Source organism: Streptomyces sp. NPDC012827 (assembly GCF_042900905.1).
In the GTDB taxonomy this organism is placed as follows: domain Bacteria; phylum Actinomycetota; class Actinomycetes; order Streptomycetales; family Streptomycetaceae; genus Streptomyces; species Streptomyces gulbargensis.
Genome location: NZ_JBIBBY010000005.1, coordinates 430,476 through 456,175, shown reverse-complemented (window position 1 = coordinate 456,175; position 25,700 = coordinate 430,476). Strand labels below are relative to the sequence as shown.

The 25,700-nt window shown below is 73.0% G+C and carries 24 protein-coding genes, 2 tRNA genes and 1 pseudogene; 17 read left to right on the top strand and 10 right to left on the bottom strand.

Going from position 1 to position 25,700, the window contains the following annotated elements; genetic code table 11:
- Window positions 1-84: 84 nt before the first annotated feature.
- Window positions 85-2,244, top strand: a complete 2,160-nt coding sequence (locus ACFY60_RS14370) for a penicillin acylase family protein (RefSeq protein ID WP_388611626.1) — start codon at window positions 85-87, stop codon at window positions 2,242-2,244.
- Entirely contained in the window at window positions 2,241-2,804 is a 564-nt protein-coding gene (locus ACFY60_RS14365; protein WP_388611624.1) for a GNAT family N-acetyltransferase, read from the top strand. Before ACFY60_RS14370 ends, ACFY60_RS14365 begins: the two co-directional genes overlap by 4 nt.
- Window positions 2,805-2,820: 16 nt before the next feature.
- Here ACFY60_RS14365 and ACFY60_RS14360 read toward each other — a convergent pair whose 3' ends face one another.
- A complete protein-coding gene (locus tag ACFY60_RS14360; protein ID WP_388611622.1) occupies window positions 2,821-3,906 on the bottom strand; it encodes an amidohydrolase family protein in 1,086 nt (361 codons plus the stop codon).
- Between the two features lie 119 nt (window positions 3,907-4,025).
- On the opposite strand from ACFY60_RS14360, the gene ACFY60_RS14355 reads away from it, so the two are divergent.
- On the top strand, window positions 4,026-5,129 hold the full coding sequence (locus ACFY60_RS14355; RefSeq protein ID WP_388611752.1) for a pyridoxal-phosphate-dependent aminotransferase family protein: 1,104 nt from the start codon (window positions 4,026-4,028) through the stop codon (window positions 5,127-5,129).
- Between the two features lie 97 nt (window positions 5,130-5,226).
- Here ACFY60_RS14355 and ACFY60_RS14350 read toward each other — a convergent pair whose 3' ends face one another.
- Entirely contained in the window at window positions 5,227-6,294 is a 1,068-nt protein-coding gene (locus tag ACFY60_RS14350) for an alkene reductase (protein WP_388611621.1), read from the bottom strand.
- A gap of 114 nt (window positions 6,295-6,408) precedes the next feature.
- On the opposite strand from ACFY60_RS14350, the gene ACFY60_RS14345 reads away from it, so the two are divergent.
- The gene (locus tag ACFY60_RS14345; protein WP_388611619.1) at window positions 6,409-6,939 is read left to right on the top strand and encodes a MarR family winged helix-turn-helix transcriptional regulator; all 531 of its coding nucleotides are present in this window, start codon (window positions 6,409-6,411) and stop codon (window positions 6,937-6,939) included.
- A gap of 146 nt (window positions 6,940-7,085) precedes the next feature.
- On the opposite strand, the gene ACFY60_RS14340 is transcribed toward ACFY60_RS14345, so the two are convergent.
- On the bottom strand, window positions 7,086-8,144 hold the full coding sequence (locus ACFY60_RS14340) for an aminotransferase class V-fold PLP-dependent enzyme (RefSeq protein WP_388611617.1): 1,059 nt from the start codon (window positions 8,142-8,144) through the stop codon (window positions 7,086-7,088).
- A 225-nt stretch (window positions 8,145-8,369) separates the two neighbouring features.
- The gene (locus ACFY60_RS14335) at window positions 8,370-8,546 is read right to left on the bottom strand and encodes a DUF1918 domain-containing protein (protein ID WP_388611615.1); all 177 of its coding nucleotides are present in this window, start codon (window positions 8,544-8,546) and stop codon (window positions 8,370-8,372) included.
- Window positions 8,547-8,653: 107 nt separating this feature from the next.
- Between ACFY60_RS14335 and ACFY60_RS14330 the strand changes: the two genes are divergently transcribed.
- A tRNA-OTHER gene (locus tag ACFY60_RS14330) sits at window positions 8,654-8,746 on the top strand.
- A gap of 21 nt (window positions 8,747-8,767) precedes the next feature.
- Here ACFY60_RS14330 and ACFY60_RS14325 read toward each other — a convergent pair.
- The gene (locus ACFY60_RS14325; RefSeq protein ID WP_388611613.1) at window positions 8,768-9,007 is read right to left on the bottom strand and encodes a hypothetical protein; all 240 of its coding nucleotides are present in this window, start codon (window positions 9,005-9,007) and stop codon (window positions 8,768-8,770) included.
- Window positions 9,008-9,062: 55 nt separating this feature from the next.
- On the opposite strand from ACFY60_RS14325, the gene ACFY60_RS14320 reads away from it, so the two are divergent.
- Both ACFY60_RS14320 and ACFY60_RS14315 read left to right on the top strand, forming a co-directional pair.
- A tRNA-Leu gene (locus ACFY60_RS14320) sits at window positions 9,063-9,136 on the top strand.
- 254 nt (window positions 9,137-9,390) lie between these two features.
- A complete protein-coding gene (locus ACFY60_RS14315; RefSeq protein WP_388611611.1) occupies window positions 9,391-9,516 on the top strand; it encodes an HNH endonuclease in 126 nt (41 codons plus the stop codon).
- A gap of 760 nt (window positions 9,517-10,276) precedes the next feature.
- On the opposite strand, the gene ACFY60_RS14310 is transcribed toward ACFY60_RS14315, so the two are convergent.
- Window positions 10,277-10,828 (bottom strand): hypothetical protein, encoded by a 552-nt coding sequence (locus ACFY60_RS14310; RefSeq protein WP_388611609.1) that lies wholly within the window; start codon window positions 10,826-10,828, stop codon window positions 10,277-10,279.
- Between the two features lie 73 nt (window positions 10,829-10,901).
- Between ACFY60_RS14310 and ACFY60_RS14305 the strand changes: the two are divergent.
- Window positions 10,902-11,662, top strand: a pseudogene (locus tag ACFY60_RS14305) (transposase).
- A 139-nt stretch (window positions 11,663-11,801) separates the two neighbouring features.
- Here ACFY60_RS14305 and ACFY60_RS14300 read toward each other — a convergent pair.
- Window positions 11,802-13,148, bottom strand: a complete 1,347-nt coding sequence (locus ACFY60_RS14300) for a tetratricopeptide repeat protein (RefSeq protein WP_388611607.1) — start codon at window positions 13,146-13,148, stop codon at window positions 11,802-11,804.
- A gap of 572 nt (window positions 13,149-13,720) precedes the next feature.
- Here ACFY60_RS14300 and ACFY60_RS14295 point away from each other — a divergent pair.
- The 3 genes from ACFY60_RS14295 to ACFY60_RS14285 all read left to right on the top strand — a co-directional run bounded on the left by ACFY60_RS14295 (window position 13,721) and on the right by ACFY60_RS14285 (window position 15,509).
- The gene (locus ACFY60_RS14295; RefSeq protein ID WP_356691648.1) at window positions 13,721-13,972 is read left to right on the top strand and encodes a hypothetical protein; all 252 of its coding nucleotides are present in this window, start codon (window positions 13,721-13,723) and stop codon (window positions 13,970-13,972) included.
- A 174-nt stretch (window positions 13,973-14,146) separates the two neighbouring features.
- A complete protein-coding gene (locus ACFY60_RS14290) occupies window positions 14,147-14,590 on the top strand; it encodes a hypothetical protein (RefSeq protein WP_388611605.1) in 444 nt (147 codons plus the stop codon).
- 82 nt (window positions 14,591-14,672) lie between these two features.
- The gene (locus ACFY60_RS14285; RefSeq protein WP_388611603.1) at window positions 14,673-15,509 is read left to right on the top strand and encodes a protein kinase; all 837 of its coding nucleotides are present in this window, start codon (window positions 14,673-14,675) and stop codon (window positions 15,507-15,509) included.
- A 361-nt stretch (window positions 15,510-15,870) separates the two neighbouring features.
- Here ACFY60_RS14285 and ACFY60_RS14280 read toward each other — a convergent pair whose 3' ends face one another.
- Together ACFY60_RS14280 and ACFY60_RS14275 are read right to left on the bottom strand one after the other, a co-directional pair.
- Window positions 15,871-16,374, bottom strand: a complete 504-nt coding sequence (locus ACFY60_RS14280; RefSeq protein ID WP_388611601.1) for a hypothetical protein — start codon at window positions 16,372-16,374, stop codon at window positions 15,871-15,873.
- Between the two features lie 137 nt (window positions 16,375-16,511).
- Complete coding sequence (locus ACFY60_RS14275) at window positions 16,512-17,453, bottom strand: AraC family transcriptional regulator (RefSeq protein ID WP_388611599.1); 942 nt, start codon at window positions 17,451-17,453, stop codon at window positions 16,512-16,514.
- Window positions 17,454-17,662: 209 nt separating this feature from the next.
- Between ACFY60_RS14275 and ACFY60_RS14270 the strand changes: the two genes are divergently transcribed.
- On the top strand, window positions 17,663-18,685 hold the full coding sequence (locus ACFY60_RS14270) for a zinc-dependent alcohol dehydrogenase family protein (protein ID WP_388611597.1): 1,023 nt from the start codon (window positions 17,663-17,665) through the stop codon (window positions 18,683-18,685).
- 57 nt (window positions 18,686-18,742) lie between these two features.
- On the opposite strand, the gene ACFY60_RS14265 is transcribed toward ACFY60_RS14270, so the two are convergent.
- Entirely contained in the window at window positions 18,743-20,242 is a 1,500-nt protein-coding gene (locus ACFY60_RS14265) for an aldehyde dehydrogenase (NADP(+)) (protein WP_388611595.1), read from the bottom strand.
- A 94-nt stretch (window positions 20,243-20,336) separates the two neighbouring features.
- On the opposite strand from ACFY60_RS14265, the gene ACFY60_RS14260 reads away from it, so the two are divergent.
- From ACFY60_RS14260 to ACFY60_RS14240, 5 genes are all read left to right on the top strand, one after another.
- Window positions 20,337-21,107, top strand: coding sequence for an IclR family transcriptional regulator (locus ACFY60_RS14260; protein ID WP_352058620.1), 771 nt, complete (start codon window positions 20,337-20,339; stop codon window positions 21,105-21,107).
- Between the two features lie 106 nt (window positions 21,108-21,213).
- Window positions 21,214-22,206: a hypothetical protein gene (locus tag ACFY60_RS14255; protein ID WP_388611593.1), complete on the top strand. Its 993-nt coding sequence runs from the start codon at window positions 21,214-21,216 to the stop codon at window positions 22,204-22,206.
- Window positions 22,203-23,462, top strand: coding sequence for a sensor histidine kinase (locus ACFY60_RS14250; protein ID WP_388611592.1), 1,260 nt, complete (start codon window positions 22,203-22,205; stop codon window positions 23,460-23,462). Before ACFY60_RS14255 ends, ACFY60_RS14250 begins: the two co-directional genes overlap by 4 nt.
- Before the next feature lie 38 nt (window positions 23,463-23,500).
- Window positions 23,501-24,118: a response regulator transcription factor gene (locus ACFY60_RS14245; RefSeq protein WP_388611750.1), complete on the top strand. Its 618-nt coding sequence runs from the start codon at window positions 23,501-23,503 to the stop codon at window positions 24,116-24,118.
- A gap of 118 nt (window positions 24,119-24,236) precedes the next feature.
- A complete protein-coding gene (locus ACFY60_RS14240) occupies window positions 24,237-25,685 on the top strand; it encodes a peptidoglycan D,D-transpeptidase FtsI family protein (protein ID WP_388611590.1) in 1,449 nt (482 codons plus the stop codon).
- The last annotated feature ends 15 nt before the right edge of the window (window positions 25,686-25,700 follow it).

Here is a 25,700-nt window from a genome sequence, read left to right as displayed (position 1 = left end):
CCCACCCCTGAACTCCTGTAGATTAATTTAGGACAGCCTAACCTAATGAATCATGGCTGCAGAAGGACGGGATCGGGGTCTGGCGTGAGCATCGAGGTCTACCGGGACGCCTGGGGCGTCCCTCATCTGCGTGCCGCCGGCCCGGAGGAACTCGCCTTCGCCCAGGGACGGGTCACCGCCCACGACCGGGCCTGGCAGCTGGAGGTCGAGCGGCACCGCGCGCAGGGCACGACGGCCGCCTTCCTCGGCGCCGCCGAACTCGGCTGGGACACCTTCGTCCGGCGCGCCCGGCTCGCCGACACCGCCCGCCGCTGCTTCGCGCGGCTCGAGGAGTCCGACGCACCGGCGGCGGCCTGGGTCCGCGCGTACGTGGACGGGGTCAACGACGGCCTCGCCGACGGCGCGCGGCGGGCGCCCGAGTTCGCCGCCACGGGGCTGGCCCCCGGCCGGTGGGAACCGTGGACCCCGCTCGCCGTCTGGCTCTCCACCCACATCCTCTTCGCCGGTTTCCCCACCAAGCTGTGGCGGGAGCAGGTCGCCCGCCGGCTCGGCGAGGAGTGGATCGAACTCTTCGCGGCCGACGGCCCCGGAACGGCGGGGTCCAACGGCTGGGTGGTGGCCGGCGAGCGGACCGCGAGCGGTGCCCCGCTGGTCGCCGGGGACCCCCACCGGTTCATCGAGGCGCCGGGCGTCTACCAGCAGATCCGGCTCGCCTGCCCCGCGTACGACGTCGTGGGCCTCGCCGTGCCCGGCGTCCCCGGCCTGGCCCACTTCGGCCACGCGGGCCCGGTCGCCTGGGCCATCACCAACGCCATGGCCGACTACCAGGATCTGTACCGCGAGCGGCTCCGGCGGCTCCCCGACGGGAGCGTGGAGGCCCTCGGCCCGGACGGCTGGCGTCCGGCCGCGACCCACCGCGAGACGGTGACGGTCCTGGACGGCGAGCCGGTCACCGTCGAGGTGATCGAGACGGACCGCGGCCCGGTGATCATCGGCGCGGAGGACGGCCCGGAGGCGGGGGCCGACGGCTCCGGGACCGGGAACGACCGTTCCGGCGACGGCGGCGCCCCCCACGGCGGGGACCTCGCGCCGCCCGGACCCGGCGAGTGGGAGGCGGTCAGCCTGCGCCACCCGCCGCGCGTCACCGGGGAACTCGGCTTCGGGACCCTGCCCGCGCTGCTCCGGGCCCGTACCGTCGAGGACGTGGACGCCGCGCTCGACCGCTGGGTCGAACCGGTGAACGTCGTCCAGGCCGCCGACACCCGGGGCGGCCTCCTGCACCGGGTCGCCGGCCACGTCCCCGTACGCGACCGGCGCAACTCCCTGCGGCTCGTACCGGCCTGGGACCCGGCCCACGCGTGGGCCTCCCGGCCCGCGCCGCTCCCCCGTGCCGAGGTCCGGGGCCACGCCGTGATGGCCAACGCCCGGGGTCTCGCCGCGCCGCTGGGCGTCGAGTTCGCGCCACCGCACCGGGCCGCCCGCATCGACGCGCTGCTGAGCGCGTCGGACGCCTGGACCCCGGAGGCGACGGCCGCCGTCCACCGCGACACCGACACCCCCTCGGCGGCCCGGCTCCTGGAGGCGGTGCGGCGCGCCGGGGAGGGCCTTTCCCCCGCCGCCTCGGCCGTACGGGACCGGCTGCTCGGCTGGGACCGGCGGATGGAGGCCGACAGTACCGACGCGGGGCTCTACGCGGCCGTGCGCGGCGCCGTCGTCCGGCGCCTCGCCGCCCACGAGGCCTTCGCGGCGCTGCGCGAACCGGCCCCGTGCCCCGAGCTGTTCCGCCCCTGGCTGGCGCTCGGGCCCCGGGTGGGGCTGGCCCTGGAGACGCTGCTCGTCTCCGGTCCCGTACCGCCCGCCGACGTCGAACGGATCGTGCGCGAGGCCCTGGCGGAGGTCGCGGCCGGGGAGCCGCCCGCCGCCTGGGGCGCCACGCACCGGCTCGCCCCGTGGCAGGCGCTGCCCGAACCCGACGACGCGGTGTGGCCGGGACTCGGCGGTGACCACGACTGCGTGTTCTCGACCTCCAGCGTGCCCGGCTACACGGACCGGAGCGCCCGCGCCTCCGCCGCCCGCTACGTCTGGGACCTCGCGGACCGCGAACGCAGTGGCTGGATCGTGCCGTTCGGGGCGTCCGGGGTGCCCGGCGACCCGCACCACCGCGACCAGCTCCCCCTGTGGCTGCGGGGCGAACTCGCCCCCGTCACCACCGACTGGAACCACCTCACCAAGGAGCAGGGATGACCACCCCCGTACACGTGCAGACCGTCGAGGGTCTCGGCACCGTCACCGTCCGGCCGATCGACCCGGACCGCGACGCGCCGCTGCTCCACGGCTGGGTCAACGAGGAGCGGGCGCGCTTCTGGGGCATGGTCGGCACCACCGTCGAGCAGGTCCGGGACATCTACGCGCACCTGGACTCGCTCACGACGCACCACGGCTTCCTGGTCCTGCGGGACGACGAGCCGGTCTGCCTCTTCCAGACGTACGACCCGGCGGCCGACCGGGTGAGCGAGTGCTACGAGGTACGGCCCGGTGACATCGGCGTCCACCTCCTCATCGCCCCGGGCACGGCCCACGAGCCCGGTTTCACCGGGCGGCTGCTCGGCGCGCTGGTCGACTTCTGCCTGAAGGACCACAGCCGGATCGTGGTGGAGCCCGACGCGGCCAACGAGAAGGCGATCGCCCGTATGGTGCGCGCCGGCTTCGAGCCGGGCCCGGAGGTCGTCCTGCCGGAGGTGGACCTGCCGGAGGTCTTCATCCCGGAGAAGAAGGCCCGGCTGGCCTTCCTCACCCGGCCCTGACGCCCGGGGCGGGTCCCTACGCCACGATCCGTCCGTTGACGACGACCCGGCGGGGGGCCGCGAGGGCGCGGACGTCGGCGCGGGGGTCCTCGCCGTAGACGACGAGGTCGGCCGGGGCGCCCTCCTCCAGGGCGGGGCGGCCGAGCCAGGAGCGGGCGGCCCAGGTGGTGGCGGAGAGGGCGTCGATCGGGGGGATGCCGGCGCGGGTCAGTTCCTCCACCTCCTCGGCGACCAGGCCGTGGGCGAGGGAGCCGCCCGCGTCGGTGCCGACGAACACCGGGACGCCCGCGTCGAAGGCCGCGCGGACCGTGTCGTACCGGCGCTCGTGGAGCCGGCGCATGTGGGCGGACCAGCGGGGGAACTTCTGCTCGCCGCCGTCGGCGAGGTGCGGGAAGGTCGCGATGTTGACCAGGGTGGGGACGATGGCGACGCCCCGCTCGGCGAAGAGGGGGATCGTCTCCTCGGTGAGCCCGGTGGCGTGCTCCACGCAGTCGATGCCCGCCTCCACGAGGTCGCGCAGCGCGTCCTCGGCGAAGCAGTGCGCGGTGACGCGGGCGCCGAGCCGGTGCGCCTCGGCGATGGCCGCCTCGACCTCGGCTCGCGGCCAGCAGGCCGTGAGGTCGCCCGCCTCGCGGTCGATCCAGTCGCCGACGAGCTTGACCCAGCCGTCGCCGCGCCGCGCCTCCCGGCCGACGTAGGTGACGAGGTCGGCGGGTTCGATCTCGTGGGCGTAGTTCCGGATGTAGCGGCGGGTGCGGGCGATGTGCCGGCCGGCACGGATGATCTTCGGAAGGTCCTCGCGGGCGTCGATCCAGCGGGTGTCGGAGGGCGAGCCGGCGTCGCGGATCAGGAGCGTGCCGGCGTCCCGGTCGGTGAGGGCCTGCTTCTCGCTGGTGGCCTCGTCGACGGGCCCGTGCCGGTCCAGGCCGACGTGGCAGTGGGCGTCGACGAGACCGGGCAGCGCCCAGCCCTCGACGGTCACCGCCTCGGCCGCGGGCCGGTCGAAGGTGATCCGCCCGCCCACGCACCACAGTTCGTCCCGTACGTCCTCCGGGCCGACGAGCACCCGCCCCTTCACATGCAGCACCACGTGATCGCTCATGCCTGCACTGTACGAGGGCGGCCGCGCGGGGCGGGACGGGTGCCGCTCGGTAACCTGTGCGGGACAGGGCTCCGCCGCGGGCCCGCGCCGCACCGAGTCGAGAAGGCACCACCGTGACCGTGACACATCCGCTCCTGGACCTGGCCCCGCTGACCGCCGCGCACTTCGCGTCGATCGAGCGCCGGGTGGCCGCGCTGCTCTCCACCGAGCAGGACGTGGTGATCACCCAGGGCGAGGCGCTGCTGCCCCTGGAGGGGTGCATCCGCAGCGGGGCGCGGGCCGGTTCGACGGCGCTGAACGTGGTGACGGGCCCGTACGGGCAGACCTTCGGCGACTGGCTGCGGGACTGCGGGGCGACCGTGGTCGACCTGGCGGTGCCGTTCCACACGGCGGTGACGGCGGAGCAGGTGGAGCGGGCGTTCGCCGAGCACCCGGAGATCGACTTCGTGTCCCTGGTGCACGCGGAGGCGGCGACCGGCAACACCAACCCCGTCGCGGAGATCGGGGAGGTCGTGCGGGCGCACGGCGCGCTGTTCTACCTGGACGCGGTGGCGTCGATCGGCGCGGAGCCGGTGCTGCCGGACGCCTGGGGCGTGGACATGTGCATCATCGGCGCGCAGAAGGCGATGGGCGGCCCGGCGGGTGTCTCGGCGGTCTCGGTGAGCGAGCGGGCCTGGGAGCGGTTCGCCGCCAACCCGGCCGCGCCGCGCCGCTCGTACCTCTCCCTCCTGGACTGGAAGGAGCGCTGGATCGACGGCGGCCGCAAGGCGCTGCTGCACGCCCCCGCCCAGCTGGAGATGCTGGCCCTGGAGGCGTGCCTGGAGCGGATCGAGGCGGAGGGCCTGGACGCGCTGATGGCCCGGCACGCCTCGGCCGCGGCGGCGACCCGGGCGGGTGCGCTGGCGCTCGGCGGCGGGCTCGAGCCGTACGTGTACGAGGCGAGGGACGCGGCGCCGGTCGCGACGACGCTGCGCGCCCCGTCCGGGGTGGACGCGGCGGAGCTGGTGGCGAAGGCGCTGGCGGCGGACCCGTCGCTGCCGCTGATCGCGGGCGGCGGCGCGCTGTCGGGCGAGATGATCCGGGTCAACCACTACGGGGTCGACGCGACTCCGGGCGCGGTGCAGTCCTCCCTGGCGGCACTCGGCACGGCGCTCGGCGAGTCGGGCCGCCCGGTGGACCTGGAGGGCGCGCGCCGGGCCGTGACGGAGGCCTGGGCGGCGTAGGCGGTACGGGGACGGGGCGGGGTCCGGTGTCCGGGCCCCGCCCCGTCGCGTACCCGGGGCGCGGCCCGCCGTCCCGCCCCCTGGCGAACGAACCCCGTTACAGGGTCGGGTAGTCGGTGTAGCCGCGGTGGTCGCCGCCGTACATCGTCGTCTCGTCGATCGGGTTGTACGGGCCTCCGGCGCGCAGCCGCGCGGGCAGGTCCGGGTTGGCGATGAAGAGGCGGCCGAAGGCGATCAGGTCGGCGGTGCCGTCCTCGACGAGGGCGAGGGACTCGGCGTCGGTGGGGCCCTCGGTGGCCGGGTTGAGGACGAAGGTCCCGGCGAACCGCTTGCGCAGGTCCAGGGTGAGGGGACGGCGTTCCGGGCCGGTCTCCAGGACGTGGAGGTAGGCGATGCCGACGGGCTCGATCGCGGCGAGGAGGGCCTGGTAGAGCTCCTCGGTCTCGGTCTCCGTGATGTCGTTGAACGTGCCCGCCGGGGAGATGCGCAGGCCGGTGCGTTCGGGCCCGATCTCGGCGGCGACGGCCTTGACGACCTCGGCGGCGAAGCGGACGCGGTGCTCGACCGGGCCGCCCCATTCGTCGGTGCGGTGGTTGGAGCCGGAGGCGAGGAACTGCTGGACCAGGTAGCCGTTGGCGCCGTGGATCTCGACGCCGTCGAAGCCGGCCTCGACGGCGTTGCGGGCGGCGGCGGCGAAGCCGTCGATCGTCTCGCGGACCTGCTCGCCGGTGAGTTCGCGCGGGGTGACGAAGTCCTTGGGGCCTTCGTGGGTGAAGACGCGCCCCGCGGCGGCGACCGGGGAGGGGCCGACCGGGTGGAGGTCGCCGTCGAGCAGGTCGGGGTGGCCGATGCGGCCGGCGTGCATCAGCTGGGCGAAGATCCGGCCGCCGCGGGCGTGGACGGCGTCGGTGACCTCGCGCCAGGCGGCGATCTGCTCCCGGCTGTGCAGGCCGGGGGTGTCGGGGTAGCCCTGGCCGCCGGGGACGGGCTGGACGCCCTCGGTGACGATCAGCCCGGCGGAGGCGCGCTGGGCGTAGTACTCGGCGACGAGCGGGGTGGGGGTGCGGGTCGCGCCGTCGGCGCGGCTGCGGGTCATGGGCGCCATGGCGATGCGGTTGGCGAGGCGGGTTCCGGCGAGGTCGACGGGGTCGAAGGCAGTGGGCATGACGGTTCCCCTCACATGAATATGTGGTCGGCCAACTAATCGGGCCGTCGTCACTGTAACCCATTGATTGGCCGACCAAGGTAATCTGGTGGACGAGCCACCCGAGGAGCCCCGATGTCCGGTGTCGAAGCCTTCTGCCCCGCGTCCCCGCCGTCCGCGGCCCGCGGCGGCCCGGTCGGCCACGCCCTGGCCCGGGTCTCCCGCATGCACCGCATCGCCATGGGGCGGCGGCTGCGCGAGCTGGGGCTCTACCCCGGGCAGGAGCTGATGATGATGCGCCTGTGGGACAGCGGCGCCGCCCGCCAGTCCGAGCTGATCCAGTTCCTGGGCGTGGACCCGTCCACGGTGACGAAGATGCTCCAGCGGCTCGAACTGTGCGGCTACGTCCGCCGCAGCCCCGACCCCGCCGACCGGCGCGCCGTCCTCGTCGAGTCCACGGGGAAGGGCGACGCCCTGCGCGCCGGCGTCGAGGGCGCCTGGTCCGACCTGGAGCGGACCTCCCTGACGGGCCTGACTCCGGCCGAGAGCACGGAACTGGCCCGGCTGCTGGGCGTCCTGGCGGAGAACCTGGCCACCGAGGCGGCGGAGGCGGGCGAGAGCGGCGCCTGCCGAGCGGCGGAGACGGGCCCGACCGGCACGTGCTGAGCGGCCGAGGCGGGCCGCACCGGCGCGCGCCGAGCGGCTGAGGCGGTCCGGCGGGGGCTCCCGGGCGGGACCGCCACCGCCCCTACGGCCCCGTCGCCCCTTCGTATCCACCGCTCCCCTCCCCCCGCCGCTCCCTCGTCGCCCGCTCAGCCGGCGATGACGTCCAGGGCGCGGTCCACGTCCGCCGTGGTGTTGTAGAGGTGGAACGAGGCCCGCAGGTGGCCCGCCCGGGCGGAGAGCAGCACTCCCGCCTCCCGCAGGGCGTCCGCGCGGTGCCCGAGGCCGGGAACGGCGACGACCGGGGAGTCGCCGGGGACCGCCGCCCTGCCGATCGTGGTCAGACCGGCGCGGAAACGGGCCGCGAGACCTCGCGCGTGACGTCCGATCCGGTCGACCCCGATCTCTTCGAGGAGGGCGAGCGAGCGGGCCGCCCCGTGGTAGGGGAAGAAGGCGGCGGGCTCGTCGAACCGGCGCGCGGAGCGGGCGAGTTCCCGGACCGGGCCGTAGATGTTGGCCCACAGCTCCTCCCCCGTCACCCAGCCGGCGTGGATCGGTGACAGGAACTCCTGCGCCTCCTCCGTGACGGTGAGGAAGGACGCGCCGCGCGGGCAGAGCAGGAACTTGTAGGCGCCGGCGACCGTGCAGTCCCAGTCGCCGGCGCGCAGCGGCAGCCACCCGGCCGCCTGCGTGACGTCCAGGAGCGTCCGGGCGCCGTGGGCGGCTGCGGCGGCCCGGATCGCGGCGAGGTCGGCCGTGCGGCCGTCCGCCGATTGGACGGCGGCGAAGGCGACGAGCGCGGTCTCGGGGCCGATGGAGCCGGCGAGCCGCTCCAGGGGTACGAAGCGGGTCCTGAGGTCCCCGCGTACGGTGAAGGGGGTGACGAGCGAGGCGAACTCACCCTCCACGAGGAGGACTTCGGCACCGGCCGGCAGGGACTGGGCGATCATGCCGCAGTGGACGGCGACCGAGCTGCCGACGGCCACCCGCTCGCGGTCCACCCCGACGAGCCGGGCGAAGCCGGCCCTGGCCTCGTCCACGAGGTCGAAGCTGCCGGGACCGTCCGGGCGGCCGGCGGCCGTCTCCTGGGCGAGGAGGGTGATCGCCTCGACGGTGCGGCGGGGCAGCAGTCCGCAGGCCGAGGTGTTCAGATAGGTCCGCGCGGGCGCGAACTCGGCGCCGCCGAGCGGCTGGTCCAAGGAGTCCATGGGCCCACCATGGGTTCCCCGCGGGAGGCCGTCAATCGGCCCGCTCCACGGGGAATCCCCACGTCGTTCCTGTCGCCCCTGGGCCGAACGGGGACTAGCCGTACTTCCCACGCGATGCGCAGGGACGGCCGCTCTGGTCCGATTCGGGTCCGGCGCCGGAAGGTGAAACCGTGATGCCCCGCGGCGTCCAGGCAATGCGGCGATGAGCGACAGGACGACAGTGCGCTAAGCGCTGGGGGTGACCCGATCGTTCGGACCAGGGTAGACGAGCTGTTCCCGTCCGTCGGGGAAGCGCACGAGGTAGGGAGGCTCCCCGTCCGCTCCCCGCACCTCTACTACCTCTGCGCTCTGCTCACGACCGTGTACGGCCATGAGGATCTGGTCTCCGACGTTTGCTTGCACGGTTCGCGCCTTTCGCTGCCGCTTGGTTGTCGGCGATCTGCGTACCCACCGCAGCGGCGACCATCCGCGGTGTCACTCGCAGGGAGTACAGCGAGCGACGACACCACGCCCACCTGACCCAATCGGTAGAGGTGCGCGGTACCGGCCCCGGTTCGGAGATATCGGCCGCAGAGTTCCGGGTTCGAGTCCTGGGGTGGGCACTCGGACCAGAAACCGGTGGCTTACCGTGCCGCGTGGTTGATGACGTTGCCGTTGGAGCAGTTGTTGGCGTGGTCGCCAACCCAGTCGCCGAGGACCGGGACTGTGGCGAGCTCCTGGTAACAGACGGCGGCGGCAGTGAAGTTCCAATTGTTGGCCGCGTTGATTCCGCCGCCGAAGTTGTCGTCGTTGTCAGCGTGGGCGGGGGCGGCGAGGGCAACGCTCGCAAGTACGAGTGCAGCGGCCGCGATGATCTTGTTCATGCTCTGCTGAACGACTGCGCCGGTATGGAGACACGGCCCGCCTCATTGACTACCAGCCGGCCTAGCCCAATCGGCAGAGGCACGCGGCCTAGATCCGCGGTGTTCCCGGTTCGAGTCCGGGGGCGGGCACGGAGAAAAAGACGACCAGGCCGACAACATCGAAGGGGCGCCATGCGCTGTATCGACTGCACGGAGCCCGCGACCCATCGGGGCCGCTGCAAGACGCACACACCGCGCACGAGGGACGCCCGAGTGTCCGCAGCCGGCGAGCACGGGGCCGACGGGCGAACCGCCGAGACGCTGCCGCGAGGCTCCGCCGGCGAGTGTAGGAACGGGGCTCGGCCTGGTGCGACTGGTGCCTAGGCGACTTCCCCGCGGACGGGGTGGACGTGGATCACGTGCGGGCCTTGTCCCTCGACGGTGAGGACGTGGACAGCAGCGTCCAAGTGCTGTGCCACGAGTGCCACGGGCTCAAGACCCGGACCGAGTGCGGGGGACGGGTGGCCTAGTGCTGTGTCCACCACGTCAGCGCTGCCCCGCCACTGGCGGTGATCAGCGCGACGAGCCAACCTGGTATGTGCTGCACGGTCAAGTGCAGTCCGCCGAAGCGGAGTTCAAGTGCAGGGCGGGTCTCGGTCTTCGGGTTCATGTTGTCAGTGAAGCACTCACCCACCCCCGCTTGTCACACGCCATATGTGTATAAAGCCGAGCCTGTCAACTTGACGTTCTGGACAATGCGCCGCCCGGGAGGTGACGTTTTGCCACGTAGACCCTGCCCCCCCGCGCTCGGTCCCCGGGTGCCCTGAGTTGACCGCTCGCGGTGGCCGTTGTCCGGCCCATGAACGTGAGGCCAAGCGGCAGCGCGGTACGAGCGCAGAGCGGGGCTACACCACACGGTGGCAGCGCATCCGACGCGCGTTCCTCTACCGGCATCCGTGGTGCCTGCTGTGCGGTCGCACGGCCACGGTGGCGGACCACTTCCCGGAGTCGCGCCGTTCACTGGTCGCTCGGGGCGTTGCCGATCCGGACGCGTTCTCTCGCCTGCGTCCGCTGTGCTCGACGTGTCACAACCGCGAGACCGTGAAACGCCAACCGGGCGGATGGGCAGCCGAGCGTGTCCCGCCTCGCCGTTGGTGACGCCGACCAGGGGGTACTCCCCGCCCCTCGCCTGCCAGATCGGCAGGGAGGCAAAAAACTCGCATGCCTAAGGGCTGTCCCGCAGAGATCTTGGCTGCGGGTCCGGAGCGGCCTGAACAGTTGGTGGGGTGCTCAGCTGGTGGTTCGTGAGGTGCTCAGGGACCGGGCGAAGCCGGCGAGCGTGTGGAAGTCGTTCTCCCGGAGGCCAATCCGTGGGTTGACGTGGTGCAGGAGCCCGGTTCCCTGGTGGTGGGCAGTCACGTACGTCTGGTCCAGCTCGCTCTGCTCGTCGTCCACCCAGGCGAAAGGACGGCCGTCTGCGTATTTCACCAGTGGTCCCGTCTTCCAGTGGACTCCATCGGGGCGTTCTTGCAGTAGAACGTCACCGAAGTCGACGAAGAGAAGTTCCGGAAGGCCGAGGACCGGTGCGATCCACCGGTTGGCGTCGTCCATCCATGTGGTGGCCCAGCACAGCTCGAAGCCGAGCGGGAGCAGGTTTCGCCCGTGCTCTGGGTTGAGCCAGACCCGCAGGGGGCGCCGTCGGGACGAGAGGCCCCTGTCGTCCCCATGGGCGTCGTTCCGGGGAACTCGGATTGTGGTGTAACCGTCGGGACGTTTCTCCGGCTTGGCTGCGTAAGGGTTGAGTGGCCCGTCCACGTCGAGGAACAACAGCGGTCGGTTCACGGTTTCTCCCGGTCTTACTCACTGTGGACTGCCCTGGTCAGCGTAGCTGCGGGATTGTCATGGCATGGAGCCGGTGGCGAGTGTGATCACGGCGTCGGAGCCGTCCTGGATAGCCCCGTTCGCGGGACTGAGCCCGCGCTGCTTCGGCAAGCTACTGACCATGCTGCGTCGGGATGGAGCAGATGTGGTCCATCGAGGCCGGCCGTAGAGCCTGCCGCTGGAGGACAGGGTTCTACCGGTCACGGCATACTGGCGCACTAATCTGACGTTACGGCAGCTCGCCCCGCTGTTCGGCATCTCGAAGGGCCGGGTCATCAACCACCTCGGCCCCCTGCTGGCGCTCCGGTCTCGCGAGCGGTTCGCCAAGAACACCGTGCTCATCGTGGATGGCACCCTGGTCCCCACCCGGGACCACACCATCGCCGAGCGGTCGAAGAACTGTCGGTACTCCACCAACCACCAGGTCGTCAGCGACGCCGACACCCGTCTGGTCGTCGTGGTCGGCCGGCCCCTCGCCGAGAACCGCAACGACTGCAAGGCATGGGAAGAATCCGGCGCCAAGGCCGCCGTGGGCAACACTCTCACGATCGCCGACGGTGGCTACCCGGGCACCGGACTCTCATCCCGCACCGTCGCAAGCGCAGCCAGACCGTACTGCCGGCCTGGAAAGAGGAACACAACAAGTCCCACAAGCAGGTCCGCGCCCGCGTCGAGCACGTCTTCGCCCGCATGAAGACCTGGAAGATACTCCGCGACTGCCGCCTCAAAGGCGACGGCGTCCACCACGCCATGCTCGGCATCGCCCGTCTACACAACCTCGCCCTCGCCGGATAGGTCGCACGCGGCACTGTGGGCCTCTACGTCCGGTGACTGCAAGATCCTTAACGGGACAACCCTTAGTTGAATCATTGTTACGGAAAGAGCCCCGTCCTTACCGCCCCGTGAGGGGAGATGAGGGCAGGGCCATTCGGGTTTACCGTGGGAGCAATCTTGCCGGGGTTACCGGTCGAGCCCGCTCGTAAAGATCACGCGCTGCATGATTCTTGAGGAATGGCCGAATTCGATTGTGCATTGTCTGGATCCGCTCGTCCGCACGCCCAGATTGGAGACTGGGGTAATCCTCCAAGGCGAGAGCCCACGTCTGGCACGCAGCTTCAAGGTGACCTAGCTCTAGCTGCCTCTCGGCAAGAGTGCAGCGATGTCGGACCCTGGCACGGCGGTAGACGCTCTGCCGAATCCGGTCGGACTGTTCCATCGCTTCGATTGATCCGGCGATGTCTCCGAGTTCGTACCGGACTTGGCTTGTGTGGTACAAGAGCGACGACGGGTCGTAAGAGCCGAAAGCCTTGGACTGCGACTCCGCCTTTTCCATGGCCACTTCGGCTTCTCGCAGGTAGCGCTGCGCCTGGACGCGAGCCCCCGTCTGCGCTGCCGCATGGGCCTGCTGCCCGACGAGAAAGGCGCGCATTCGTGGGCCGGCTTGCGGTGAGGCAGCCGCCGCAGCGTCCGCGAGGCGCATTGCCTGCGCGCCGTGCCCCAAGTCGACTGCTTGAACGCTCATCCCTCGCAGGGTGGTGCAGAACGTCAAGTGATCCTCGGACGCTCCGGCGAGTTCAAGGGCCTTTAGGTAATATTTCTGCGCCAGACCATGAAGCCCCTCGTCGACCGCCATGTAGCCCGTGAGGTAACAGAGATCCGAGACCGCACTCATCAGCGCTTTGCGGACGGATTCCGGGGCTTCCATTCGCAGATACGGAGCCGCTGTGTTCACCAGGAATGCGGCAGCCATGGGCCGGGCAATGCGCCCCCCGAACTGGTCGTCAAGCTCAGAGATGCGCTCAGTCATCGCGGAAACGGTCTGGACATCGGCCATCCCTATGCGCTGAACGTCGCCCTTTTGGACGGCTTCCATTCTGCCGACGACATCGGGCCAGTTGGGAATGGTCAGCGCAACAGAGAAGAGGCCGACGCCGAGGATGCTCCGGCGGGACGGGTCCATGTCTTGCCTCCCCAGGTCTAACAGCCCCTCCACCGTACTGGGGTGGGCGGGCTGCTGATCGGCGGAAGTCGCGGGGAACCCGGCCTCGCTGTTCGTCACCGGGCGCCGCAGCTTGCGGGCAAGGGCTTCCAGGGTGAGCGGGCGCACGTCTTCTTTGGGCATGTGCCCCTTGAGCCACTGATGCACCGAAGGCTCTCGGTATCGGAGGGGCGTCCCTCGCTCCGTCCCCAAGCGGTTGATCTCCTGCGCGAACCGCCGCAGCGTCCACCCGGTTTCCCGGTACAGCCGCTCAAGCCCCGCGTTCGATTCCGGGTTGCCCACCGGTCCTCAACTCCCCGCGCTGTGAAGCCGCTTAAAGCTCTTAAGTCCTGCCCCTGTTGCAACGGTACCGCCGGGCGTAGTCGCGCGGTTGCCTAGTGCGAGCAGAGATCACCGCAAGGGACGACGCCACAGCGAAGGACCCCGGACATGGATCACAAGGCCGCCCGCGAGACCGAAGACGTGGACGAGTTGGCCGCCCTGATACAGGCGGGCGGGTTCTGGCGACTCGCGCCGGAGTGGGTGCCCCGGAGCGGCTACGTGTCGCCCACGCGGCCCGTACTGCTCCGGGTGCGTGCCGGGTTGGAGCGGAAGGGCGCCGTGAACACACCTGAGAGCCCGCGCGAGCACCCGCGGGTGTGGGAGCCGGGAGAAGTCGTCCAGGACACGAGAACGGGCCGTGTGGGGCGCGTCATGGGCCACGTCGGCCCGCGCTACCAGCTTCGCCCGCTGAATGGGGGTAGGGAATGGGAAGCCGACCCGGCAGAGATTTCCCCGGCGCGGCAGTCGGACGCGCTTACGGAACGCGTGGCGGAAGCGAATCGGCGCAGCCGCGAGTACGGACCCCGGGCCTGGTGAACCGTCGGCCCAAGCCGTACGGGAACACCGGTCTCGTTGTCGGGCTCAAGGTGTACGAGTCCTCGCACGACATGGTGGGCGTCGTCGCCGGGTTCGCCCCCGGCGGGATCGTTCGCCTCATCCGGCCGACCGGCTACGCCTGGTCGTCCCCTTGGACTCGGGTGCGCCCCGCCACCGACCGCGAGAAGCGCCAGCTTGCCGCCCTCGCCAAGCTCCACCGCACGCGCTGTGCGGGGCTCGCCGCGTAGGCGGCCGGCTCACAGCGCAACCCACGAACTCCGCTCTCCTCCCGTGAACTCACAACGGAGGCTCCCCCGTCTTCCGTCCGGGAGGAGAGCGGGCACCACTCCCGCCCGTCGAGTGACGGCAAGGACGAGCGGGTTGCAGGTGCAGTTCTCCACACCCAACAGGAGGAAACAGCCATGACGGCTACCGCAAATGACCTTCGCACCGGCCGCGCGCTGGTCGACTCGGCGCTGTTCGCCAGCATCGCCGAGTTCACCGTGACGCACTTCGGCTACGACCAGGCGAAGGCGGAGCGCGCCACCGACCAGGCGTTGGCGTTCCTCGCCACGGTCGGCACGGCCACGGTGAAGATGGTCCCGAGTGACGACGTGGACGGCGCGCTGCACGCGTTCATCCTGCACACCGCCGACTACCGCGAGTTCTGCGAGAAGTACGCGGGCCGCTTCCTGGAGCACAACCCGCGCCCCGGCGGCGGGGGCCGGGTCCTGGAGGAGGTCAAGGCGACGGCCCACGCGATCAAGGCCAACGGGCTCATGGTCATGGACGACCTGTGGACCGTGAACGGTGAGAACGCCGCGCAGTGCGATTCGGACTGCGGACGCGACTACCGGGCCGTCTGACCGCCGGTACTCTCCGGCCCGTGAAGTGAGCGGAGCCGATCCCCGACGTTCGGGGGTCGGCTCCGCCGTTGGAGGTGAACGCATGAGTTCCGAAGGACCATACGAACCGCCCGAGGGCGCGCTACTGCTCCTGAATCCGGGGAACAAGCGGCTCGTTCTCAATCGGCGGGGGTCCACCGTCTGGGAGGTCAAGACGGACCTTGGCCCGTACGCGGTGAAGGTGGGCTATCTCACCAAAACCCACGCGTGGACCGCACTTGCCCCCGCCCGCGAAGCTGCGATTCTCCGGCAGCTCACCCATGAACGCATTCTCAGCGGGGAATGGGAACGCGGCACGTGGAGCGCCCAGCCGTGGCGGAAGGGCGACAGCCTTTATGAGCTGTGGGAGCCGCACCGAATCGAGGCGGAGGCGCCCACACCGGATCTCGGCGAAGCACTGTCGTGCGCCGTCGCCCTGGCCGCCCTGCACGAGAAGGGTTGGGTCCACGGGGACGTTCAGCCGGCTCACTTCATCATCGGGCGTTCAGCCGGAACGTTCCTGATTGATCTCGCCCTCGCTCAGGGCGGCGGCAAGATTCCCCGTCGCTATGACTTCCCGTATCGGGGATGTCTCGTCCACTACGAAGCGCCGGAGATCTCCGCGAGCGTCCTGGAGTCGGGCACGGCCACGCCGACGCGGGAAGCCGATGTGTACGCGCTGGGAGCTGCACTCTTCATCAGCGCAACAGGGTGGCGCCACGTCGCCTACCCGGACGACGCACCCCGCGAGGTCCAGCGGCAAGCCATCGTGGCGGGCTCCCACCGACCGGTGAACGTGCCGGGGGTGCTGGGGTCGCTCATCCCTCACATGCTCAGCCGCTCGCCCGCCGACCGGCCGACAAGCGCCGAAGTCTGCGAAGCCTTGAGCGCTGCCCTGTAGGCCCCTCAACGCCCCGTCCATGCGGTCGCCCTCGGGCCGCATGGGCGGGGCTTTCATGCGTTCATCCACGCAGGTCAACGGCCGCGCGATAAGCTGTGGTTCCGTTGGTTCACGGGCAGGCGATGTCGCTCCAGATCTCGACGCGCATGGGGGTTCTCTCCGGGGGGTCGGCGGTGGTCCTGACGGCGACGGAACGCCACCGGCCTCCCGGTTCATTCCGTCCCGGCGCCGAGTGTGAGGCGGAGCACCAGGTGGCGGGGGTGCGGGGCCCCGTGCCCCGGACCCGCTCCCTCGTCGTGGCCCGCGCACCGCTCACGGGCGGAAGGCGGGCGCGCCCCCATGCGGCCGGCCGTGGATCGGTTCAGCCGGCGCCGGACCGGCGCACGGCCCGTTCCCAGAGGTCCAGGCCCGCGCGGACGAGCGCGCGCAGGGCCGCGGTCTCCTCGTCCGTCCAGGCTCCCCCACCGGCGTCCGGTTCGGGGGCGTCACCGCCGAAGAGCTTCTCGTAGGCGCTGTCGGGGACCGGTCCCCGGGAGGGGAGCGGCGGTCCGGCCCTGAGGCCGTGGGAGAGGTCGTCGAAGAAGTTCCACGCGTCCAGCAGCAGTCCCGCCGGGACCGGGCCGAGGCCGGGACGCTCCGCCCACCGCCGTACGCCCTCCAGGTCGAGGGTGGCTTCCCCCTCCGGGACGAGTTCCCCTCCGGTGCGCTCGCAGTGTTCCCGCACGGCCGCGGGGTCGCGGAACGCGAGGAGTTCCCCGAGGCCGTCGACGGCGAACTCGTCACGGGCATCACCCTCTCCGGGCCGCCAGACCAGCGTCAGGTGCCCTTCCGCGGTCACGACGCGGTACAGATAGCAGTCGGCCATGTGAGCTCTCCCCTGATGGCGTGACGGTACTCGCCACAGGGAGCACCCTGCCTGCGATGATCGGCATGCGGCAAGGGCGTTCGGGGGCCCGGGCCGGGTGCGTGCGGCGGCGGACTTTCCTCCGTCCGGTCGGGAGGTCAGGAGGCGGGGACGGGCCCGGCGGGTGCCGTGCCCCTGCGGTAGCGGCCGGGGGCCATGCCGTACTGGCGTTTGAAGGCCTTGGCGAAGGCGAACTCCGAGGAGTAGCCGCACCGCCCGGCGACGGAGCGGAGCGGGAGGTCGCCGGTGCGCAGCAGGCGGCCCGCCGTGGTCATCCGCCACCAGGTGAGGTACGCGAGCGGCGCCCGGCCCACGAGGGCGGAGAACCGGCGGGCGAAGGCGGCGCGGGAGAGGCCGGTGAGGGCGCCGAGTTCCTCCACCGTCCAGGACCGGGCGGGGTCTCCGTGGAGGGCTCGCAGGGCCGCGGCGACGGCGGGGTCGGCGAGGGCGGCGGACCAGCCGGTGGTGAGGTCGGCGCGTTCGGTGAGCCACCAGGTGCGGAGCAGGTAGAGCAGGAGCGTGTCGAGCAGGGCCGGGACCACCGCGTCGGCGCCCGGCTGCGGTTCGGCGAGTTCCGCGCCGAGCAGGTCGACGGCGGCGCGCAGCCGGGGGTGGGCGCCGACCCGGGCGGGGAGGTGCACGAACGGCGGGAGGTCGGTGAGCAGCGGATGGGCCCGGTCCCGGTCCAACTGGTAGGCGCCGCAGAGCAGCAGGGTCTCCTCGCTGCCGACGGGGCCGCGGTCCGGCGGGGTGGGCCAGGAGCCGTCCGGCGCGGGCACGGCGTCCACGAGCGGGGTGTCGGGCCGGTCGGCCAGGCCGTGGCCGGTGCCGTGGGCGAGGAGGACGACGTCGCCGGGGCCGAGCCGGACGGGCGGGGCGCCGTCCGGGGGGAGCAGCCAGGCGGTGCCCTGGAGGACGACATGGAAGCCGGCGCCCTTGCCCGGCGGGAAGCGGAAGCCCCAGGGGGCGAAACGGACGGTGCGGGAGGAGTGCGGGCGCCCGGTGCGCATGGCGGCGATGGCGTCGCTCAGTACGTCCATCCCGGCACCGTACCGAACCGCCCGGGCCACGTCCCGTCCCCCTCGGCGCCGCACCCCGCCCGGCCGCTCGCCCCGCCGAGCTCCAGGCACCCCTGGTCCAGAAGATCACCGGCACTCCGCCCCGGCCGTCCCGCGCGGCGAGACGATCGGACATGTCCGGGAGCCGGGAGGACATGGATCGTCCCGGTCCCGCTTCCTACGGTCGTGGCATGACGACCACACAGTTCACGACGACCGGTACGACGACCCGCGCGGTGCTGTTCCACGAGCTCGGCGGCCCCGAGGTGCTCGGCGTGGAGGAGGTGCCGCTGCCCGCGCCGGGCCCCGGGGAGGTCCGCGTCCGGGTGGACGCGGTCGGCCTCAACCGGGCCGACGTTCTCTTCCGCTCCGGCACCTACCACTACGCCCCGACGCTGCCCGGGGCACGGCTCGGGTACGAGGCGGCCGGGGTGGTCGAGGAGGTCGGCGCGGGGGTGACCGCGTACGCCCCGGGCGATCCCGTGATGGCGGCCGCCAATTTCGACTTCGGGGTCCACGGGGTGCACGCGGAGCGGGTGGTGCTGCCGGAGGAGTACCTGGTGGCCCGCCCCGAGGGGGTGGACGCGGTGACGGCGGCGGCGGTCTGGCTGACGTACTTCACGGCGTACGGCGGGATGGTGGAGGCCGGCGGTCTGCTGCCCGGGCAGCACGTGGTGATCACGGGCGCCTCCAGCGGGGTGGGGACGGCGGCGGTGCAGACCGCGCTGCGGGTCGGGGCGGTCCCGATCGCCACCACCCGGGGCGAGGCCAAGCGGAAGGCGCTCCTGGACCTGGGGGCCGCGCACGTGGTGGTCACGGAGAGCGAGGACGTGACCGCGGCGGTGCGCGGGATCACCGGCGGGGCGGGCGCCGACCTGGTCTTCGACGCGATCGGGGGCCCCGGGTTCGCGGCGCTGGGGGACGCGCTGCGGCCCGGCGGCACCGCCGTGCTGTACGGCTGGCAGGACCCGCGGCCGGTGACGCTGTCGCGGAACTGGCCGCAGACCACGCACACGTACGCCAACGGGGCGCTGGCCCGGACCCCCGAGGGGCGCCGCCGGGCCTCCGGGTTCATCGGTTCGGGGCTGCGCGACGGCTCCCTCGCGCCGGTGATCGCCGAGACCTTCGACGGCCTGGAGCGGATCGCCGACGCCCACCGGCTGATGGAGTCGGGCGCTCACACCGGCAAGATCGTGCTGCGGGTGGGGCACTGAGCGGCTCGCACGGTGGCGGTACGGGGGCGGCCGGCCGTCCCCGTACCGCCTCCGCCGTCAGCGGCGCGGGATCCCCAGCGGGTTGCCGTCCCGGAGCTCGGGCGGGAGCAGGTGGTCCGGGGTGGACTGGTAGGTGATCGGGCGGAGCCAGCGTTCGACGGCGGTGGCGCCGACGGAGGTGGAGGTGGAGGTCGTCGCCGGGTAGGGGCCGCCGTGGTGCTGGGCGGGGGCGACGGCGACGCCGGTGGGCCAGCCGTTGACGAGGACGCGGCCGGCGAGCGGGGTCAGGGCGGTGAGGAACGGGGCGGCGGTGTCGTCCTCGCCGGTCTCCGCCGTGTGCAGCGTGGCGGTGAGGTTGCCCGGCAGCCGGCCGAGGACGGCGTGCGCCTCCTCCGGGGCGGTGTAGCGGGCGACGACGGTGACCGGGCCGAAGCACTCCTCCAGGAGGAGCGCGTGCTCCTCCCCGGTGAGGCGGGCCGCGTCGACGGTGAGGACGCCGGCGCCCACGGTGTGCTGGCCGGCCGCGCCGGGCGCGACCGGGGCCTCCACACCGTCGAGGGCGGCGCGCTCGGCCGCCCCGGTGACGAAGGCCTCCCGCATCCGGTGGTCGAGCAGGACGGCCGGGCCGGCGGCGCCGACGCCTTCGGTGAGGGCGCCGAGGAGGCGGTCGCCCGCCTCGCCGGCGGGGACGAGGACGAAGCCCGGCTTGGTGCAGAACTGGCCGGCGCCCAGCGTCATGGAGGCGGCGAGGCCCGCGCCGATCTCCTCGGCCCGTTCCGCGACGGCGGCCGGGGTGACCACGACCGGGTTGAGGGAGCCGAGTTCGCCGTGGAAGGGGATGGGGACGGGACGGGCGGCGGCGGCGTCGAAGAGGGCGCGCCCGCCGCGTACCGAGCCGGTGAATCCGGCGGCGGCCACGAGGGGGTGGCGGACGAGTGCGACGCCCGCGTCGAAGCCGTGGACGAGGCCGACGACGTCCTCGGGCAGTCCGGCCTTGACGGCGGCCCGGCGCAGCAGGGAGGCGCAGAGTTCGGAGGTGGCCGGGTGGTCGGGGTGGGCCTTGATCACCACGGGGCAGCCGGCGGCGAGGGCGCTGGCCGTGTCGCCGCCGGGGACGGAGAAGGCGAGCGGGAAGTTGCTGGCGGCGTAGACGGCGACGACGCCGAGGGGGATCTTCATGCGGCGCAGGTCGGGCCGGGGCGGTACCGCGTCCGGGTCGGGCGCGTCGATCCGCACGTCGAGGTAGGAGCCCTCCTCCACGACCTCGGCGAAGGCACGCAACTGGGCGCTGGTGCGGGCGAGTTCGCCGGTGAGGCGGACGGGACCGAGGGCGGTTTCGGCGTCGGCCACGGCGACGACCTGCTCGCCGGCCTCGTCGAGGAGGTCGGCCGCCGTCCGCAGGAGGACGGCCCGTACGGTCCGGTCGGCCAGGCTGTCGCGGACGCCGTGGGCGGCGCGTACGGCCCGGTCGACGTCGCCCGCCGTGGCCTCGACGGCGACTTGTTCGCGCGGCTTCCCCGTCCGGGGGTCCACACTCCACACTGGTTCTGCTGCCACCACTACGCCCCTGTTCGCTATTCTGAACACAGTTCCCGTAGATGAACGCATCTGTGCGGGACTCTATACGGACAACGGAAGAGGGGCGAGGGTCATGGCGACTGCCGACGCGGGTGGGGCACAGGTGAAGTCTGCGGTGCGGACCGTGGAGCTGCTCGAATACTTCGCGGGCCGCCCCGGCATGCACTCGCTCGCCGCCGTCCAGGAGGCCGTCGGCTACCCCAAGTCCAGCCTGTACATGCTGCTGCGCACGCTGGTCGAGCTGGGCTGGGTGGAGACCGACTCCACCGGGACCCGGTACGGCATCGGCGTCCGCGCCCTGCTCGTCGGCACCTCGTACATCGACGGCGACGAGGTGGTGGCCGCCGCCCGCCCCACCCTGGACCGGCTCTCCGACGACACCACCGAGACCATCCACCTGGCCCGGCTCGACGGCACCAACGTGGTCTACCTGGCGACCCGTCAGTCCCAGCACTACCTGAGGCCGTTCACCCGGGTCGGCCGCCGGCTCCCCGCCCACTCGACCTCGCTCGGCAAGGCGCTGCTCGCCACCCACACCGACGAGCAGGTGCGCAAGCTGCTGCCGGAGACCCTGCCCGCGCTGACCGAGCACACGATCACCGACCGCGAGCGCCTCATCGAGGAGCTGCGCGTCATCCGCGAACAGGGCTTCGCCGTGGACCGCGAGGAGAACACCCTGGGGCTGCGCTGCTTCGGTGTCGCGATCCCCTACCGGACCCCGGCGCGGGACGCGATCAGCTGCTCGGTGCCGGTGGCGCGCCTCACGCCCGCCCATGAGCAGATGATCAAGGACGCGCTGTTCGACGCCCGGGACCGGCTGACCCTCGCCACCCGCCGCCTCTGACACCCTCCGCACCCCTGAGGGTCGGAGAGGCGTCTCCCCCGCGCGGCGGAGGCGGTTCACCGGTGGGCAGGAGGTCCGGGCGGGCCCGGCGCGGGAGCGTGGAGCCATGACGAGCCAGTCCCTCACCCCCGCCGCCCCTTCCTCCGGCACCCGCCCGGGCCCCGCCCGCCGGGCGCTGCGCGCGCTCGCGGTCGCCGCCTGCGTCCCGTACGTCTCGCTCAAGGCCGTCTGGATCGCCGGCGGAGAGACCGGCATCCCGGCCGGGAGCGTGCTCCTGGAGAACCGCGGGCTGCTGGCCGCCGTCAACGCGGTCACCGTGGCCGCCGACGTCCTCGTGGTGGTCCTCGCCCTGCTGCTCACCCAGGCCTGGGGCCGACGGGTGCCCGCCTGGCTGCTCGCACCGCCGATGTGGGCGGCGACCGGCCTCCTCGTCCCGATCATGAGCGGCTATCCCGCGCAGCTCCTCGTGGCCGTCCTCACCGGCGACGAACGGGCCGCCGCGCCGAGCGAACCGTTCCTGGAGCCCTGGGTGTTCACCGTCGTCTACGGCGGGTTCATCCTCCAGGGCCTCGCCCTCGGCGCCCTGTTCACGCTGTACGCCGGGGACCGCTGGGGCCGGGTGTGGCGCGGCCGGCTCGGTGACCTGTCCGCCCGGCTCGGCGGGCCCGGAGTCCGGGCCGCCGCCGCGGCCGGCGCGCTGCTCGCGCTGTTCCCCGCGAGCGTCCACCTGCTGTGGCTGTGCGGCGCCGACACCGGGCTGTCCCCGGCGCAGATCGCCGGACGCGACGCCGACTTCCACGTCCTGGAGGCGCAGCGGTTCCTCTTCCTCGTCCTCGCCGTCACGGCCACCTTCCTCCTCGTGCTGCGCCGCCCGGCCCGGTGGCGGGTGCGCTCCACGCTCGCCGTGGCCTGGACCGCCTCGGCCGCGGCCGGCTGCTGGGGCGCCTACATGTCGCTGGTCTCGCTGCTGCCGGAGACCGGTCCCGCCACGGCGGTCACGGCGCTGACCCGCCTGACCTACGCTGGCGACATGATCACCGGGTTCCTGCTCGCCGCGTGCGTGGCCGTCCTCCTGCGGCGGCGGAGCGCCGAGGCGTGAGGCGGTGCGCGGACCTCCTGTTCGGGCAGCGGGCCCGCCTGCGGTGGCTGCATCTGATCCTGGGCGGCGCGCTGTTCATGCCGTACTGGCTGGTCGGCACCGTCGTCGTGGGGCCGCTGCTGGACGCGCCGGGTCTCTTCGCGGGCAGTGTCGCCGCGCAGTTCGGGGCGTACGCCGTCGGGCTGCCGCTGGCGACGGTGACCGCCCTGTTCCCCGCCGCCCGGCCGCTGTCGGTGGCGGCGGCGCGGGCGCTGTGCGGGGTGCCCGCGGACCGGTTCGCGGACGGTCCGGCGCGCGGCCGGGAGGCGAAGGCCCGGTCGGCCGGCTGGTTCACGCTCCACGTGGGCGCCGGGGCGCTGGTCGCCGGGGCGACGCTGGCGCTGCCGCCGTTCGCGGTGGCGGTGGCGGCGCTGCCGTTCTCGCCGGGCCTGCGGCGGTCCGAACTCGGGCGCCTCTGGGGCCTGGACCGGATCGGCTGGATCTGGGCGGCGCTGCCGGCCGGGCTGCTGATGCTGCTCGCGCTCGCCGCCGCGGCCGCCGTCACCGGAACCCTGCTCGCCCGGCTGGCGCCCCGGCTGCTGGGGCCGAGCCCGGCGGACCGGCTCGCGGCGGCGGAACGGCGGGCCGCCGAGGCCGAGTCGCGCAACCGGCTGGCCCGCGAGCTGCACGACTCGGTCGGCCACGCCCTGAGCGCCGTCACCCTGCAGGCGGGCGCGGCCCGCCGGGTCCTGGACGCCGGGGGCACCGACCTGGAGTTCGTGCGGGAGGCGCTGACCGCGATCGAGGAGACCACCCGGCGCACGGTCGGTGAGCTGGACCAGGTGCTCGGCCTGCTGCGACGCGAAGACCCCGACGGGCCCGGCGGGGTGCGGGGGGTGGTCGGGGCCGGGCCGGGGCTCGACGCCCTGGAGGCGCTGGTGCGGGGTGCCGGGCCGCACGTGGCGCTCACCGTGACGGGCGCCCCCGGCCGCGTACCGGAGACGCTGTCCCGGGAGGCGTACCGGATCGTCCAGGAAGGGCTGACGAACGCGGCCCGGCACGCGGGCGGCGCGCCCGTCACCGTGCGGGTCGGCGTCCGCGACGAGGAAGTGGAGATCACCATGGAGAACCCCCTGCCGGGCCGGCCGCCGGTCACCCGGCCCGGCGGCGGGCACGGCCTGCGCGGCATCGCGGAGCGGGCCCGGCTGCTGGGCGGCACCGCCGGGGCCGGACCGGCGGACGGCGTGTGGCGCCTCGCGGTCAGGATCCCCCGGTGAGCGCCCCGGTCCGGATCGTCCTGGCCGACGACGAGCGGATGGTGCGGACGGCCCTGCGGGTCATCCTCGACGCCGAGCCCGGCCTGGAGGTGGTCGGGGAGGCGTCCACCGGCGCCGAGGCGGTCACTGTGGTGCGTGCGTGCCGGCCGGACGTGGTCCTCATGGACGTGCGGATGCCGGAGGTGGACGGCATCCGGGCCACCGAGCGGATTCTCGGCGGGATGCCGGACCCGCCCCGGATCGTGGTCGTGACGACCTTCGAGAACGACGCGTACGTGTACGACGCGCTGCGCGTGGGCGCGGCCGGGTTCCTGCTCAAGCGGGCGGCGGCCGAGGAGCTGGTGGCGGCGGTGCGGCTGGTGGCGCGGAGCGACTCGCTGCTCTACCCGGCGGCCGTCCGGGGCCTGGCCGCCGAGCACGCCCGGCGCCGTCCGCCGGTGGCACCGCCGTGGGTGGGGCGGCTCACCGAGCGGGAGGCGGAGGTGCTGCGGCTGGTGGCGAAGGGGCTGACCAACGCCGAGATCGCGGACCGGATGGGGGTCGGGGCGGCCACGGTCAAGACGCATGTGGCGGCGGTCCTGGCGAAGTCGGGGGCGCGGGACCGGACGCAGGCGGTGATCCTGGCATACGAGTCGGGGTTCGTGGGGGTGCGCTGAGGGCCGCCGGAGCGGACGCCCGGGGGTCGCGCGTGCGGCCGGGGCGGACATGAAGGTTCGCTGAGAATCGGACGATTCCGGAACGACCCGTACCGGCCCGTTCGTCCCGACAGGTGCGATGAACAAGACGATCAGGCGCGCCTCCGTCTTCGCGCTGCTCCTGGTGCTGGCCCTCCTCGGCCGGGCCACCTGGGTGCAGGCGTACGAGGCCAAGGCGCTCGCGAACGACCAGAAGAACCGGCGGAAGACCATCGCGCAGTACGGTCAGCCGCTCGGGAACATCGTCGTGGCCGGCACGCCGGTCACCGGCTCGACCAGAACCCGGGGCGGCGATCTCGCCTACAAACGCACCTACACCGACGGCGAGCTGTACGCGGCGGTGACCGGCTACAGCTCGCAGGCGTACGGCGCCACGCAGCTGGAGGGCATCTACGCCGACGTCCTCGACGGCACCGACGACCGCCTGAAGAACCCGCTGGACGCGGTCACCCGGCGGCAGGCGGAGCCGGGCACCGTGCTCACCACGATCGACCCGGAGGTGCAGAAGGCCGGTCACCGGGCGCTCGGGAACAAGAAGGGCGCGGCCGTCGCCGTCGACCCGGTCACCGGGCGGATCCTCGGCATGGTCTCCACCCCGTCCTACGACCCCTCGCGGATCGCCGGGACGGCGGACGGGAAGGCCTGGCAGGAGCTGACCGGCGACCCGGACAAGCCGATGGTCAACCGGGCGCTGCGGCAGCCGCTGCCGCCCGGCTCCACCTTCAAGCTGGTCGTCGCCGCGGCGGCCCTGGAGGAGGGGCTGTACGCCTCGGTGGACACGGCGACCGCGAGCCCCCAGCCGTACACCCTGCCGCACACCCGCACGGTGCTGCCGAACGAGAACGCCTCGGCACCGTGCGAGAACGCCACGATCCGTACCGCCCTCCGCTACTCCTGCAACAACGTCTTCGCGAAGATGGCCGTCGACCTCGGGCAGGACAAGGTGCGGGCCATGGCGGAGAAGTTCGGCTTCAACGACACGGAGCGGGACGTCCCGGTCCGGGCCTACGCGAGCGTCTACCCCTCGGGCATGGACCCGGCGCAGACGGCGCTCACCGGCATCGGCCAGTTCGACGTGACGGCCACCCCGCTCCAGATGGCGATGGTGTCGGCGGTCCTCGCCCACGACGGTCTGCTGGCCGCCCCGCACATGGTCACGCGGGTGGTCGACGCCGACGGCGACCCCCTCGCCACGTACCGGGACGGGGACACCACCCGGGTCGTGTCCGCGTCGACCGCGCGGCAGCTGCGCGAGGCGATGCGGACGGTCGTGGAGCAGGGGACGGGCAGCAACGCGGCGCTGCCCGGGGTCGAGGTCGGCGGCAAGACGGGCACCGCGCAGCACGGCGAGAACAACAGCAGCACGCCCTACGCCTGGTTCACCTCGTACGCCAAGGACCCGGCGACCGGGAAGCAGGTCGCCGTGGCGGTGATGATCGAGGACTCGGGCGCGGCCCGCTCCGAGATCAGCGGCAACTCCCTGGCGGCCCCGGTGGCCCGGCAGATGATGGCGGCGGCCCTGAAGTGACGGGTGCCGGGGCCC

Excerpts from the sequence above, each read along its gene's own strand:
- ACFY60_RS14365 (WP_388611624.1), top strand. The coding sequence starts at position 2,241 with ATGACCACCCCCGTACACGTGCAGACCGTCGAGGGTCTCGGCACCGTC.
- ACFY60_RS14360 (WP_388611622.1), bottom strand. The coding sequence starts at position 3,906 with ATGAGCGATCACGTGGTGCTGCATGTGAAGGGGCGGGTGCTCGTCGGC.
- ACFY60_RS14350 (WP_388611621.1), bottom strand. The coding sequence starts at position 6,294 with ATGCCCACTGCCTTCGACCCCGTCGACCTCGCCGGAACCCGCCTCGCC.
- ACFY60_RS14345 (WP_388611619.1), top strand. The coding sequence starts at position 6,409 with ATGTCCGGTGTCGAAGCCTTCTGCCCCGCGTCCCCGCCGTCCGCGGCC.
- ACFY60_RS14340 (WP_388611617.1), bottom strand. The coding sequence starts at position 8,144 with ATGGACTCCTTGGACCAGCCGCTCGGCGGCGCCGAGTTCGCGCCCGCG.
- ACFY60_RS14325 (WP_388611613.1), bottom strand. The coding sequence starts at position 9,007 with ATGAACAAGATCATCGCGGCCGCTGCACTCGTACTTGCGAGCGTTGCC.
- ACFY60_RS14290 (WP_388611605.1), top strand. The coding sequence starts at position 14,147 with ATGACGGCTACCGCAAATGACCTTCGCACCGGCCGCGCGCTGGTCGAC.
- ACFY60_RS14285 (WP_388611603.1), top strand. The coding sequence starts at position 14,673 with ATGAGTTCCGAAGGACCATACGAACCGCCCGAGGGCGCGCTACTGCTC.
- ACFY60_RS14280 (WP_388611601.1), bottom strand. The coding sequence starts at position 16,374 with ATGGCCGACTGCTATCTGTACCGCGTCGTGACCGCGGAAGGGCACCTG.
- ACFY60_RS14275 (WP_388611599.1), bottom strand. The coding sequence starts at position 17,453 with ATGGACGTACTGAGCGACGCCATCGCCGCCATGCGCACCGGGCGCCCG.
- ACFY60_RS14270 (WP_388611597.1), top strand. The coding sequence starts at position 17,663 with ATGACGACCACACAGTTCACGACGACCGGTACGACGACCCGCGCGGTG.
- ACFY60_RS14260 (WP_352058620.1), top strand. The coding sequence starts at position 20,337 with ATGGCGACTGCCGACGCGGGTGGGGCACAGGTGAAGTCTGCGGTGCGG.
- ACFY60_RS14255 (WP_388611593.1), top strand. The coding sequence starts at position 21,214 with ATGACGAGCCAGTCCCTCACCCCCGCCGCCCCTTCCTCCGGCACCCGC.
- ACFY60_RS14245 (WP_388611750.1), top strand. The coding sequence starts at position 23,501 with ATGGTGCGGACGGCCCTGCGGGTCATCCTCGACGCCGAGCCCGGCCTG.
- ACFY60_RS14240 (WP_388611590.1), top strand. The coding sequence starts at position 24,237 with ATGAACAAGACGATCAGGCGCGCCTCCGTCTTCGCGCTGCTCCTGGTG.